Here is a 12,231-nt window from a genome sequence, read left to right as displayed (position 1 = left end):
GCAAGGGATGCGGCTGATCGCCGAAAATCTGGGCGGCGAGCGCGGCGGCGAGACGGTCTTTTCCGGCATCGGATTCGCGCTCGAAAAGGGCGAGGCGCTTATCGTCACCGGGCCGAACGGCGCCGGCAAATCGACGCTTCTAAGGGTCCTCGCCGGCCTGCTGCCGGCGGCCGAAGGCCGGGTGCGGGTCGAGGGCGGTGGCGAGGAATTTTCATCGGTCGCCTCGACAGCGCATTATCTCGGCCATCTCAACGCGATGAAGACGGCACTCAGCGTCGACGAGAATCTGGGCTTCTGGCGCGCCTTCCAAGGCGAGCCGGGGCTCGTTGTGGAGGAGGCGCTGGAGACCGTCGGGCTGGGAGGGCTCGGACACCTGCCCTTCGGCTATCTCTCGACCGGGCAAAAGCGTCGCGCCTCGATCGCCAAGCTCCTGGTCAGCCGGCGGCCGATCTGGCTGCTCGACGAGCCGACGGCGGGGCTGGACAAGGCGTCGGAGGAGAGGTTCGCGGGGTTGATGAAGGGGCATCTGGAGGATGGAGGGATCGTGGTTGCGGCGACGCACCTGCCGCTGGGGCTGGAGGGGGCGAAGGCGTTGAGGATGGGGATGGCTGGATGACGTTCGCACTCCGTCCCACCCCCCTCTGGCCTGCCGGCCATCTCCCCCGCAAGGGGGGAGATTGGCAGTTCCCCCGTCGGCGCTCCAGCGTTGGAGATTGGCGAAAGCCAGAGCGACATCCGATCTCCCCCCTTGCGGGGGAGATGTCCGGCAGGACAGAGGGGGGTGTGAAGGAACGCGACGTTTGTAAAGACGGCGATCGAGCCATAGAGGCTTCTCGCCCATGCTAGCCCTCTTCCTACGCGACATCCGCCTCTCCATCCGCGCCGGCGGTGGGGCGCTGATCGGCGTCATCTTCTTCCTGGCGGTGATCGCTACCATCCCATTCGGCGTCGGACCCGACCTCAACCTGTTGTCACGCATCGGCCCGGCGATCCTTTGGATCGCTGCCCTGCTCGCCTGCCTGCTCGGACTCGACCGGCTGTTCCAGGCCGACCGTGAGGACGGCTCGCTCGACCTGCTTGTGCTCAACGGCGATCGCCAGATGCTGGCGCTGACGGTGCTGACCAAATGCCTGGCGCATTGGACGGGCAGCGTGCTGCCGCTGGTGGTCGCGGCCCCGCTGCTTGGCCTGTTCATGAACATGGAGCCACTCGGGATCGGCGCCACGGCGCTGACGCTTCTCGTCGGCACGCCGGCCATCACCTTCATCGGTGCCGCCGGTGCCGCGGTGGCGGTGGCGCTGCCGCGCGGCGGGCTGCTGATCTCGGTGCTGGTGCTGCCGCTCACCATTCCGGTGCTGATCTTCGGCGTCTCGGCAAGCTACGGCGCAGTAGCCTATCCGGCGCCGTTCCTGCAGCCCTTCCTCATTCTTGCCGCGCTGACGCTGTTTCTTGCCGTGCTCGGACCGCTGGCGGCGGCGCTGGCGTTGCGCCACGGGACGGATTGATGTGGCCGCTGCGGATCGAGAACCCGATCTTTCTCCAGACCATCTATGGTCACTACCCGGACCTGTCCTCCGTCGAGATCACTTCGGCCACGATGAGTCGCGACGGTCCGGTCATGCATCTGTCCTTTATTTCGACGGTGCTGCCCTACCGGCCGCCGGCCAAATGGGGAGAGTTCAATGCAGTGTCCTTCGGATTGGAGTTCCTCGATGTCGAGTCGGTCAGCCTGCGCAAATTCGAGAGCCATGGGACGAGCTCGATCAGGATGTGGGACGATGCGGGCAAGATCCTGCTGACATGTGAAGGGGCCGTCAGACTGTCGCTGACATCCAAGTTCATGCGCGTCGGCAGCATCTCGGGGTTCCTGCAGTCATTGTGACCGCAAATCTGCCGCACGCGTCGTTCATTGCGACTGAAGACCGAGGCGACTATTAGAACGCCATAAGTGATTGATCGAGAAATGAGCGCGCACGCCCTGTTTGTCACCGCCGCCTATGCCATCACGGCCGTCGTGCTCGCCGGGCTGATCGGCTGGATCCTGCTCGATCAGCGGGCGCGCAAGCGGGAACTTGCGGCGCTCGAGGCCGCAGGCGTGCGGCGCCGCTCCGACAAGGCCGGGACGACGAAGCCGTGAGCAGCGAAACCCAAACGCCGGCGCCCCGCCGCCGCCTGTTCGTGCTTCTTCCGCTGCTGGTCTTTTTGGGCCTGGCCGGACTGTTTTTGTCGCAGCTTCTCTCCGGCCGCGATGTTTCGGAAATTCCCTCGGCCCTGATCGGCCTGCCGGCGCCGCAGACGAACCTGCCGCCGCTCGAAGGGTCGAACCTGCCGGGACTCGATTCCAAATCCTTCGCCGGCAAGGTGACGCTGGTCAACGTCTTCGCGTCATGGTGCGCGCCGTGCCGGGAAGAGCATCCGGTGCTGCTGGCGCTGTCGCAGGACAAGCGCTTCACGCTTGCCGCGCTGAACTACAAGGATGAGCCGGAAAATGCCCGCCGCTTCCTCGGCGATCTCGGCAATCCCTACCAGGCGATCGGCGTCGATCCGGCCGGCCGCACGGCGATCGACTGGGGCGTCTACGGCGTGCCGGAGACCTTCGTCATCGGCAAGGACGGCAAGGTCGCCTACAAGCATGTCGGGCCGCTGACGCCGGAATCGGCCAAGGATCTGCTGTTGCCGCAGATCGAGAAGGCACTCAACGCACCGGGCTGACGGCCCTCGAGCCTCTGCCGCCCTCAACCGCGGCTCCCGCCCCAAGCTTACTCCAGATCGAACCGCGCTATCACCGGCACATGGTCCGATGGCTTTTCCCAGCCGCGCGCCGCTTTCAGAATCTCGTAGCCGGCAAAGCTCGGCACCAGATTGGCTGACGACCAGACATGATCGAGCCGGCGGCCCCGGTCCGATGCTTCCCAGTCCTTCGCTCGGTAGCTCCACCATGTGTAGAGCTTTTGCTCGGCGGGCACGTTGAGCCGCATCAGATCGATCCAGCCGCCGGTCTGCCGCATCGCCTCGAAGTTTTCCGTCTCGACCGGCGTGTGGCTGACGACGTTGAGCAGCTGCTTGTGCGACCAGACATCATGCTCCTGCGGCGCGATGTTCAGGTCGCCGACCAGGATCGAGGCGGATTGATCGTCCTGGCTCGCCGGCACGCCGTTCATCTCATAGACGAAATCGAGCTTGTGGCGGAATTTCCGGTTGATCTCCGGATCGGGCTCGTCACCGCCGGCCGGAACATAGAAATTATGCAGCAGGATCGACCTGCCGCCGGCTTGCACCTTGACCGACAGATGCCGGCTGTCGTCGATCTCGCAGAAGCGGCGCTTCTCGACCAGCTCGATCGGCCGGCGCGCTACCGTTGCGACGCCGTGATAGCCCTTCTGGCCGTGGAAAAGGATGTGCTCGTAGCCCGCCTTGCGAAAAGCCTTCTCGGGGAAAAGCTCGTCCGGAACCTTGGTTTCCTGCAGGCAGAGCACGTCCGGCGCATGCTCTTGCAACAGCCGCTCGACGATCGGCATGCGCAAGCGCACGGAGTTGATGTTCCAGGTAGCGATGGTGAAGGGCATGCGGCAGGTCCGGCAAAAGTTCGCCGATCTACTGCCAGTCAAGCGCTATAAAGACAAGCTGGTCGGCGCTTTCTGCCGGCCCCACCTGAATATCGGCGGACCTACCTCGTCTTGGTGTTGAGCTCGCGGTTCGCCGTATAGTCGATGTCGAAAGTGTCGGGCGGGATGGAGACGCCTTCCTTGACGTTGAAGATCATCACCGTCGTGTCCTTGCCCTGCGCGTCGGTGATCGTCCACTGGCGCAGCTCGTAGCTCTTCGGGTCGAACATCATGGTGATCCGGGCATTGCCGAATACCGACTTGTCGGAGAGCTGAATCGTCGTCAGGTCGTCCTCTTCCTTGACCGCTTTCACCCGCCCGCCGGAGAGGTCGATCCGGTCGTCGAGCAGCAATTTGAGCGGCGTCTTCGACAGCGGATAAAGGTCGGAGGTGTTCATCTTCTTGTTGAGGATCACCACCGACTTGCCGTCTGCAATCACCCGGAAATTCGACGATCCGTCATAGTTGAAGCGGATCTTGCCGGGGCGTTCGAGGAAGAACTTGCCGCCGGTCTGCTCGCCCTTCGGCCCGAACTGCACGAATTCGCCGCTCATCGATTTGACCGAGGAGAAGTGGTCCGCGATCTTCTGCGCTGCCGGCGGAACCGCCGCCTGCGCCCTCGCCAGAAGCTGGAAGCCCGGCACGACATTGATGGCGGCCGTACCCGCCAGCACCAGGCCAAGGCCGAGCACCTGCCGGCGGGTCGGAGCGAATTCTGAGTGGACGAAGGTCTTCATGCCGGTCACTTCCTGTTTTCCGTGTCGTCGCAGTCTCTGGACCCCCAGTTGGGCCTAAGTTTGGCGGGTCGCGCGGCGCTCCGTCGCATGAACGCGCCGGAAGGTTCGAAGTTGCCGCGCTCGACCAGGCCTAGAATTTGTCCTCTTCCGTCGGCACCAATATCTCACGTTTGCCGGCGTGGTTGGCCGGGCCGACAATGCCTTCCTTCTCCATCTTCTCGATGATCGAGGCGGCGCGGTTGTAGCCGATGCCGAGCCGGCGCTGGATGTAGCTGGTCGAAGCCTTGCCGTCGCGCAGCACCACGGCCACCGCCTGGTCGTAGGGATCGTCTGAATCCTCAAAATTGCCGCCGCCACCGCCGCCCGAGCCGCCCCTGCCTGAGGCGCCGTCCTCGTCGTCTTCCTCGTCGTCCTCGGTGATGGCGTCGAGATATTCCGGCACGCCCTGCAGCTTGAGATGCCCGACGATCCTCTCGACCTCGTCGTCCGAGACGAACGGGCCGTGGACGCGCTGGATGCGGCCGCCGCCGGCCATGTAGAGCATGTCGCCCATGCCGAGCAGCTGCTCGGCGCCCTGCTCGCCCAGGATGGTGCGGCTGTCGATCTTCGATGTCACCTGGAAGGAGATGCGGGTCGGGAAATTGGCCTTGATGGTCCCGGTGATGACGTCGACCGACGGGCGCTGCGTCGCCATGATGACATGGATGCCGGCGGCGCGCGCCATCTGCGCCAGGCGCTGCACCGCGCCTTCGATGTCCTTGCCGGCCACCATCATCAGGTCGGCCATCTCGTCGATGATGACCACGATATAGGGCATCGGCTCGAGGTCGAGATCCTCAGTCTCGTAGATCGCCTCGCCGGTCTGGCGATCGAAGCCGGTCTGCACCGTGCGCGAGATCTTCTCGCCCTTTTTCTCGGCTTGGCTGACGCGGGCGTTGAAACCGTCGATGTTGCGCACGCCTACCTTGGACATCTTGCGGTAGCGGTCCTCCATCTCGCGCACCGTCCATTTCAGCGCCACCACCGCCTTCTTCGGATCGGTGACGACGGGCGTGAGCAGATGCGGGATGCCGTCATAGACCGAGAGTTCGAGCATCTTCGGGTCGATCATGATCAGCCGGCATTCCTGCGGCGTCAGCCGGTAGAGCAGCGACAGAATCATGGTGTTGATGGCGACCGACTTGCCCGAGCCGGTGGTGCCCGCGACCAGCACGTGCGGCATCTTGGCGATGTCGACGATGACCGCCTCGCCGTTGATGGTCTTGCCGAGCGCCAGCGCCAGCTTCGCCTTGGTAGTCTCGAAATCGCGGCTCGCCATGATTTCACGCAGGTAGACCGTTTCGCGCTTGGCGTTCGGCAGCTCGATGCCGATGGCGTTGCGGCCGGGCACCACGGCGACGCGGCAGGCGATCGCGCTCATCGAGCGGGCTATGTCGTCGGAAAGGCCGATGACGCGCGAGGACTTGATGCCTGGCGCGGGTTCCAGCTCATAGAGCGTGACGACCGGGCCCGGGCGGACATGGATGATCTCGCCCTTGACGCCGAAATCCTCCAGCACGCCTTCCAGCAGCCGCGCGTTCTGCTCCAGCGCATCCTTCGACAGGCTCGGGTCGCGCGCGACGTTCTTCGGTTCGGACAGAAAATGCAGCGACGGCATCTCGAACCTGCCGGAGCCGATCAGCGAGGTCTGCGCCTCGCGCTGGACGCGCGCGCCCTGCACTGGGCGCGGCGCAGGCGCCTCGACGCGGGTCGCCGCGTCGGAACGGAAGTTGCGTACGGTGGCGCGGCGCTGGACAGGTTCCTCGTCGTCGAGATCGACATCTTCGTCGAAGTCATCATCATCGACCGGATCGACCGAGGCACTGCGGTCGTTGACCATCGCGGCGAAGAATTCCGGCTCGACGCGGGCGCGGCCGCCGGGGCTCATCCGGGACTCGGCAAACTCGGCCGATTCGACGCGCTCAGCGGCGCGCCGCCAGGCGCTCGCCCGCTGCTCCATCTGGGGCTCGAACTCGTCGCGCTCCTGCCTGCGGCGCACGGCGCGGCGATGCAGGAAGGCGCGGAACGACAGCCACCAATGGGTGATGGCACCGAGCGCCAGTATACCCTCATCGTCCTCGTCCTCATCCTCCTCGAACAGAAGATTGTCCTGCTCGCGCGGATCGGGCTCGGCGGCGCGCTCCATGACGGCAAAGCCGTTCTTGCGCGCAATCAGCGCCGAGCCGTAGGCGAACAGCCAGAGGGCCGGCCCAGCCAGGACGACCGCGATTATGCTGGCGAAAAGACCCTTCGGGTAGCCGCCGACGGCGATGCCCGGGATTTTCAGCACCATGTCGCCGAACACGCCGCCAAGGCCGGTCGGCAGCGGCCAGGTGTTGGGCGGCGTGACACAGCCGGCGATCGCCGCTGCGAGCAGCGCAAAGCCGAACCAGGCCAGTCCGCGCTTGGGCAATCTGTCGACGCCGCGCGCGGAGAACAGAAGGAAGCCCCAGATCACCGCCGGCACCAGTCCGGCGACCGCGGCAAGGCCGAAGAACTGCATGGCGAGGTCGGAAAACACCGCACCCGCATAGCCCATGGCGTTGGTGACGATATTGTTGGTGGCGTGCGAGAAGCTCGGATCGGCGACGTTCCAGGTAGCGAGGCTGGCGACGCCGAAGGCGGTGAAGACGAACAGGCCGGCGCCGACCAACCGCCCGACCTGCCGCCGCGCGAAAGCATGGATGCCGTGCCCCGTATCGGTCAGCGCGAGCGGTGCTGAAGCGCCTGAACGCATGCCTCTTCCCCGTAAGTCGTTGCCTGGCCGGGTGCGTGACGCATCCCGGCAGATTCGAACGCCAGACTATCGGTGGGAAGGTTAAGGCCGCATTAACCATGGCCTTTTACCGAGATGCCCTCCGGAAAAGGAGATGGCGGGCCGTCGAGCCCGCCATCTCTCACTGGCAACGGCGAAACGATCGGACCCGTCCGGATCCGACCCTCCGCAAATCACTTGTGACCGGCGTACATCATCAGGTTGGCGCAGAACTCGGCGTGGGGCTTGCTCATCGCCGCGTCCTGGCACTCCTTCATCATCATGTCCTGCTTGTCCTTCGCCGTCGCAGCCCAGGCCGCCTTGAAATCGGCCTCGGACTTCATGGTCTTCATGCTGGAATCGGTGAAGAACGGCGCCATGTTGTCAGGCTCGTCGAGAGCGCCAGCAAGTGCAACGCCGCTGACCATCGACAGAGCCATCGCTCCCAGGAAGATATTCTTGAAGTTCATTAGTCGGTTCCTTCCCTGATATTTGGCGAGCGCCACGATGGCGATCGCAATCCCGGTACGGGACCGGAAGGGCCGACGTTTCACACATGCGCGATCAAGTGAATGTGATCAAAACGCCGCGACTCATAACCGATAAAAAGGAGGCCCGGATTGTTTCCGGGCCTCAAGGCGTGAGCCCCTTTTAGAGAGCGTCACGACGGGATCTTGGGAGTAGATCCGGAAGAACCGCTCGGCGGCGAATCCGGGCCGGCGGCGGGAAGTCCGCCGGCCCTTGGCAAAAGCCCGCCTTACGGCACCACTTCGCCGTGCTGGGTAACGTCGAGACCTTCGACCTCTTCCTGGCTGCTCGGGCGCAGGCCGACCAGCGCCTTGACGATGAAGAGGATGATGAAGGTCGCGATCGCCGTCCACAGGATGGTGAAGACGATACCGTAGACCTGCGTGCCGACCGAAGCGCCCTTACCGAGCGCGTTGATCGCCGGATCGGCGAGCGCGCCGGTGAGCAGCGCACCGATGACGCCGCCGACGCCGTGTACGCCGAAGGCGTCGAGCGAGTCGTCATAGCCGAACATGTGCTTCACCTTGACGGCCGAGATGTAGCAGAGCACGCCGGCGACGATGCCGACGATGAAGGCGCCGGTCGGGTTGACGAAGCCGGAAGCGGGCGTCACCGCGACGAGGCCGGCGACGGCGCCGGAGATGATGCCGAGCACCGAGGGCTTCTTGGCGACGATCCATTCGGCGAACATCCAGGCCAGCGCCGCGGCGGCGGTGGCAACCTGGGTATTCAACATTGCGGCGCCGGCAAGGCCGTCGGCTGCCAGCTCCGAGCCGGCGTTGAAGCCGAACCAGCCGACCCACAGCAGCGAAGCGCCGATCACCGAATAGACGAGGTTGTGCGGCGCCATGTTGACGGTGCCATAGCCCTCGCGCTTGCCGAGAACGAGCGCGCAGACGAGACCCGCGACACCGGCATTGATGTGGACGACCGTGCCGCCGGCGAAGTCGAGAACGCCGGCCGAGCCGAGGAAGCCGCCGCCCCACACCCAGTGTGCGATCGGCGCATAGACGAAGACCAGCCACAGGCCCATGAAGATCAGCAGCGCCGAGAACTTCATGCGCTCGGCGAAGGCGCCGGCGATCAGCGCCGGCGTGATGATGGCGAAGGTCAGCTGGAACATCGAGAAGACGAGTTCAGGAATGTTCGCCACGCCCGGCAGCCACAGCGTCGCGGTGGTGATGCCGTGGTGGAAGAATTTCGAGAAGCCGCCGATATAGGCGTTCGTGCTGCCGCCATCGGAGAAGGCGAGCGAATAGCCGAACATGAACCACAGCACCGTCACCAGGCAGGTAATGGCGAAGCTCTGCATGATGGTGGCGAGCACATTCTTCTTGCGCACCATGCCGCCGTAGAACAGCGCCAGGCCGGGAATGGTCATCATCAGCACCAGCGCCGTCGAGGTCAGCATCCAGGCGGTGTTGCCGGTATCAAGCACCGGGGTCGGCGCGGCGGGTGCGGCCGGCGCCGCCGCGGGAGCAGCTTCCTGCGCGAAGGCGGCGACCGTGCTCAGCGCTACGAGAGCGAGCGAGGCGGCCACTCGTCCCGTAGTCTTCAAGGTGGAAGGTATATTCATAGAACTCTCCGTTGGAATAGCTGATCGCGGCTTTTAGAGCGCGTCGGTGTCTGTTTCGCCGGTGCGGATGCGCACCGCCTGGTCGATGCCGAAGACGAAGATCTTGCCGTCGCCGATCTGGCCGGTCTTGGCGGCCGCAGTGATGGCGTCGACGGCCTTGTCGACCATGTCGGCGCCGACGGCGACTTCGATCTTGATCTTGGGCAGGAAGCTCACCGCGTATTCCGCGCCGCGATAGATTTCCGTATGTCCCTTCTGACGCCCGTAGCCTTTGACTTCGGTGACGGTCAGGCCCTGGATGCCGACGGCGGTAAGCGCTTCGCGCACCTCGTCGAGCTTGAACGGCTTGATGATTGCCATCACGATTTTCATAAGGTTTCACCCTTTGCTGTTGCGGTCCCCCGCGTTTGCACACCTTCACCGATCCCGAGGAGCCGGAGAGTGCAGGATAGGATTCAAGCTCCGTGCCAGTTGCCGAGGCAGGGCGTTAACCTGTTGTAAACAAAGGGGATGCGCGAACCGTGCCCAATAATCGTGCGCGGGTCCGTCAAGCCGTCTGATTAAAAGATAGGCAGAATTTAAAAAATGCCCGATTTCTAGGCGCTAACTCGAGCCGACTTACCGTTTCAGCCGGATGAGGCCTTCCTGGGCGACCGAGGCGATGAGGGTCCCGTCGCGCGCGAACAGCGAGCCGCGCGTGAAACCGCGCGAACCTTGCGTGGAGGGACTGTCCTGCGTGTAGAGGATCCAGTCGTCCAGGGAATGGCTGCGGTGGAACCACATCGCATGGTCGAGGCTGGCCGCCTGGATGTCGCGGTCGAAGATGGCGCGGCCATGCGCGAAGGTCGAGGTGTCGAGCAGCGTCATGTCCGAGAGATAGGCAAGCACGGCGGCTTGAATGGCGCGGTTTTCCGGCACCGGACCGGTGGTGCGGATCCAGATATTCTGCTCCGGCTCCAGCTTCTCGCGGCTGGTATAGTGCTTGAGCATCACCGGCTTCATCTCGATGGGCCGGTCGCGCTCCCAGTAGCGCCTGATGCCTTCCGGCACCGCCTCGCCGAACTTGCCGAGCAGCTCGCGCTGCGACAGCAGCGTGTCGGGCGCCGGCACGTCGCGCGGCATCGGCAGCTGATGCTCCAGCCCCACCTCGTCCTGCTGGAATGAGGCTTCGAGCGAGAAGATCGCCTGCCCGTGCTGGATCGCCACCACACGGCGCGTGGTGAAGGAGCCGCCGTCGCGGATGCGGTCGACCTCGTAGACGATCGGCACCTTGGTGTCGCCGGGCCGCATGAAATAGCCATGCAGCGAATGCACATGGCGCTCGGGCTCGACCGTGCGCTGGGCGGCGACCAGCGCCTGGGCGATCGTCTGGCCGCCGAACACACGCTGCCAGTCGAGCTTGGGACTGCGACCACGATACAGGTTGTGTTCGAGCTGCTCGAGGTCGAGAATGCCGAGAAGCTCGTCCATGGCCGCCGTCATGTTCCATGTCCTTCAAAGATGTGTCATGGCGGGTTTCGGACAGGACAGGCAGGCAGTCAAGCCGCTGCGGCCAGCGCGGGGTCGCAAGCCGCGAAAGGAAAGTGCCATGGTCAAGGCGGATGGAACTGGCGAGGCCTCGCTGGACGTTCTGGTGGCGGGCGCCGGCTATGTCGGCTTGACCACCGCCGTGTCGCTGAAGCAGGCCCGCCCAGGCCTTGGGATCGCCATTGTCGATGCGGCGCCCGCCGGCGTCTGGCGGAAGGACGGCCGCGCCTCGGCCATCGCCGCCGCGGCCTGCCGCATGCTGGAGCAGCTCGGCGTCTGGGAAGAGATCGCGCCGGAAGCGCAGGCGATCACCGAGATGATCATCACCGATTCGCGCACCGCCGATCCGGTACGCCCGGTGTTTTTGACCTTCGACGGCGAGGTGGCGCCCGGCGAGCCCTTCGCGCATATGGTCGCCAACCGGGTTCTGAACGGGGCGCTGCGCCGGCGCGCCGAAAAGCTCGGCATCGACATCATCGAGGGCATGGCCGTCAGCGCCTTCGACACCGGCAGCGCCGGTGTCGAAGTGCATCTGGCCGATGGTGCGGCGCTCAAGGCGCGGCTGCTGATCGCTGCCGACGGCGTCAATTCGAAGCTGCGCGACATGGCCGGCATCAAGACGGTGAAATGGGAATACGGCCAGTCCGGCATCGTCTGCACGGTGGCGCATGAGCGCCCGCACAATGGCCGCGCCGAAGAGCATTTTCTGCCCGCCGGCCCCTTCGCCACGCTGCCGCTAAAGCCCGACAAGGACGGCACCAACCGTTCGTCGATCGTCTGGGTCGAGCGCACGGCAGATGCCAAAGCGCTGGTGGAAGGCGACGAGTTCGTCTTCGAGCATGAGCTGGAACAGCGTTTCGGCTTGAAGCTCGGCGAGATCCACGTTGCCGACAAGCCGCGCGCCTGGCCGCTCGGGCTGACCCTTGCCCGCGCTTTCGTCGCGCCCCGTATCGCGCTCGCCGGCGACGCCGCGCACGGCATCCACCCGATCGCCGGCCAGGGCCTCAACCTCGGCTTCAAGGATGTCGCGGCGCTTGCCGAAGTCCTGGTCGAGGCCGACCGGCTCGGCCAGGACATCGGCGCCCTCGACGTGCTTGAGCGCTACCAGCAATGGCGGCGCTTCGACACGCTGCAGATGGGCGTCACCACCGACGTACTGAACCGGCTGTTTTCCAACGACATCGGCCCGCTGCGCGCCGTGCGCGACATCGGCCTTGGCGTTGTCGAGCGCATGCCAAGGCTCAAGGACTTCTTCATCCGCCAGGCTTCGGGTCTGTCAGGTGACACGCCACGGTTGCTCAAGGGGGAGGCGATCTGACGCCTGGCTTGGAGAATAGCCGCAGCGCCCATCGCGTCGTCATCAACTCTGAGGAATGGCGGCGTCTCGTAGCCTAGCGTTGAGGGTGACGATGATCTTTCGCATGACGGCGGCGATGGCCACCATTGGCTTTTTGCCGTTGGCGC

At 64.8% G+C, this 12,231-nt stretch carries 13 protein-coding genes and 1 pseudogene; 6 read left to right on the top strand and 8 right to left on the bottom strand.

From position 1 onward, the window contains the following. Nucleotides 1-7: 7 nt before the first annotated feature. From ccmA to RFN28_RS11440, 5 genes are all read left to right on the top strand, one after another. The gene (gene ccmA, locus RFN28_RS11460; RefSeq protein WP_320287455.1) at nucleotides 8-616 is read left to right on the top strand and encodes a heme ABC exporter ATP-binding protein CcmA; all 609 of its coding nucleotides are present in this window, start codon (nucleotides 8-10) and stop codon (nucleotides 614-616) included. A 223-nt stretch (nucleotides 617-839) separates the two neighbouring features. Continuing rightward, a complete protein-coding gene (gene ccmB / locus RFN28_RS11455; protein WP_320287454.1) occupies nucleotides 840-1,505 on the top strand; it encodes a heme exporter protein CcmB in 666 nt (221 codons plus the stop codon). Then, a complete protein-coding gene (locus tag RFN28_RS11450) occupies nucleotides 1,505-1,882 on the top strand; it encodes an Imm50 family immunity protein (RefSeq protein WP_320287453.1) in 378 nt (125 codons plus the stop codon). Before ccmB ends, RFN28_RS11450 begins: the two co-directional genes overlap by 1 nt. An 81-nt stretch (nucleotides 1,883-1,963) precedes the next feature. After that, nucleotides 1,964-2,137, top strand: a complete 174-nt coding sequence (ccmD, locus tag RFN28_RS11445) for a heme exporter protein CcmD (RefSeq protein ID WP_320287452.1) — start codon at nucleotides 1,964-1,966, stop codon at nucleotides 2,135-2,137. Beyond that, complete coding sequence (locus RFN28_RS11440; protein ID WP_320287451.1) at nucleotides 2,134-2,712, top strand: DsbE family thiol:disulfide interchange protein; 579 nt, start codon at nucleotides 2,134-2,136, stop codon at nucleotides 2,710-2,712. The genes ccmD and RFN28_RS11440 overlap by 4 nt, the downstream gene beginning before the upstream one ends. Before the next feature lie 47 nt (nucleotides 2,713-2,759). On the opposite strand, the gene RFN28_RS11435 is transcribed toward RFN28_RS11440, so the two are convergent. The 7 genes from RFN28_RS11435 to tesB all read right to left on the bottom strand — a co-directional run bounded on the left by RFN28_RS11435 (nucleotide 2,760) and on the right by tesB (nucleotide 10,722). After that, nucleotides 2,760-3,566 carry an exodeoxyribonuclease III gene (locus RFN28_RS11435; protein WP_320287450.1) on the bottom strand — a complete coding sequence of 269 codons (807 nt, stop codon included), beginning with the start codon at nucleotides 3,564-3,566 and terminating at the stop codon, nucleotides 2,760-2,762. 101 nt (nucleotides 3,567-3,667) lie between these two features. Further along, nucleotides 3,668-4,342, bottom strand: a complete 675-nt coding sequence (locus RFN28_RS11430; RefSeq protein WP_320287449.1) for an outer membrane lipoprotein carrier protein LolA — start codon at nucleotides 4,340-4,342, stop codon at nucleotides 3,668-3,670. 130 nt (nucleotides 4,343-4,472) lie between these two features. Continuing rightward, nucleotides 4,473-7,118, bottom strand: a complete 2,646-nt coding sequence (locus tag RFN28_RS11425) for a DNA translocase FtsK (protein WP_320287448.1) — start codon at nucleotides 7,116-7,118, stop codon at nucleotides 4,473-4,475. A 212-nt stretch (nucleotides 7,119-7,330) separates the two neighbouring features. Beyond that, nucleotides 7,331-7,606, bottom strand: coding sequence for a hypothetical protein (locus tag RFN28_RS11420; RefSeq protein WP_320287447.1), 276 nt, complete (start codon nucleotides 7,604-7,606; stop codon nucleotides 7,331-7,333). A gap of 287 nt (nucleotides 7,607-7,893) precedes the next feature. Continuing rightward, entirely contained in the window at nucleotides 7,894-9,240 is a 1,347-nt protein-coding gene (locus RFN28_RS11415) for an ammonium transporter (protein WP_320287446.1), read from the bottom strand. A gap of 33 nt (nucleotides 9,241-9,273) precedes the next feature. Then, nucleotides 9,274-9,612, bottom strand: coding sequence for a P-II family nitrogen regulator (locus RFN28_RS11410; protein ID WP_320287445.1), 339 nt, complete (start codon nucleotides 9,610-9,612; stop codon nucleotides 9,274-9,276). Between the two features lie 246 nt (nucleotides 9,613-9,858). Beyond that, nucleotides 9,859-10,722, bottom strand: a complete 864-nt coding sequence (gene tesB / locus RFN28_RS11405) for an acyl-CoA thioesterase II (RefSeq protein WP_320287444.1) — start codon at nucleotides 10,720-10,722, stop codon at nucleotides 9,859-9,861. Nucleotides 10,723-10,828: 106 nt separating this feature from the next. Between tesB and RFN28_RS11400 the strand changes: the two genes are divergently transcribed. Beyond that, a complete protein-coding gene (locus RFN28_RS11400; RefSeq protein ID WP_320287443.1) occupies nucleotides 10,829-12,085 on the top strand; it encodes a ubiquinone biosynthesis hydroxylase in 1,257 nt (418 codons plus the stop codon). A gap of 42 nt (nucleotides 12,086-12,127) precedes the next feature. On the opposite strand, the pseudogene RFN28_RS34845 reads toward RFN28_RS11400, so the two are convergent. Beyond that, nucleotides 12,128-12,231: pseudogene (locus tag RFN28_RS34845) on the bottom strand (IS110 family transposase); the annotation flags it as partial.

Source organism: Mesorhizobium album, from assembly GCF_033977205.1.
Lineage (GTDB): Bacteria > Pseudomonadota > Alphaproteobacteria > Rhizobiales > Rhizobiaceae > Mesorhizobium > Mesorhizobium album.
The sequence above is the reverse complement of the archived record's forward strand: the minus strand, read 5'-3'. Positions and strand labels throughout refer to the sequence as shown.

Bases quoted from the DNA above. Each gene is read 5' to 3' on its own strand.
- RFN28_RS11415 (WP_320287446.1), bottom strand. From the start codon at position 9,240: ATGAATATACCTTCCACCTTGAAGACTACGGGACGAGTGGCCGCCTCG.
- RFN28_RS11450 (WP_320287453.1), top strand. From the start codon at position 1,505: ATGTGGCCGCTGCGGATCGAGAACCCGATCTTTCTCCAGACCATCTAT.
- RFN28_RS11400 (WP_320287443.1), top strand. From the start codon at position 10,829: ATGGTCAAGGCGGATGGAACTGGCGAGGCCTCGCTGGACGTTCTGGTG.
- RFN28_RS11410 (WP_320287445.1), bottom strand. From the start codon at position 9,612: ATGAAAATCGTGATGGCAATCATCAAGCCGTTCAAGCTCGACGAGGTG.
- tesB (WP_320287444.1), bottom strand. From the start codon at position 10,722: ATGACGGCGGCCATGGACGAGCTTCTCGGCATTCTCGACCTCGAGCAG.
- ccmA (WP_320287455.1), top strand. From the start codon at position 8: ATGCGGCTGATCGCCGAAAATCTGGGCGGCGAGCGCGGCGGCGAGACG.
- ccmB (WP_320287454.1), top strand. From the start codon at position 840: ATGCTAGCCCTCTTCCTACGCGACATCCGCCTCTCCATCCGCGCCGGC.
- ccmD (WP_320287452.1), top strand. From the start codon at position 1,964: ATGAGCGCGCACGCCCTGTTTGTCACCGCCGCCTATGCCATCACGGCC.
- RFN28_RS11430 (WP_320287449.1), bottom strand. From the start codon at position 4,342: ATGAAGACCTTCGTCCACTCAGAATTCGCTCCGACCCGCCGGCAGGTG.
- RFN28_RS11420 (WP_320287447.1), bottom strand. From the start codon at position 7,606: ATGAACTTCAAGAATATCTTCCTGGGAGCGATGGCTCTGTCGATGGTC.
- RFN28_RS11425 (WP_320287448.1), bottom strand. From the start codon at position 7,118: ATGCGTTCAGGCGCTTCAGCACCGCTCGCGCTGACCGATACGGGGCAC.
- RFN28_RS11435 (WP_320287450.1), bottom strand. From the start codon at position 3,566: ATGCCCTTCACCATCGCTACCTGGAACATCAACTCCGTGCGCTTGCGC.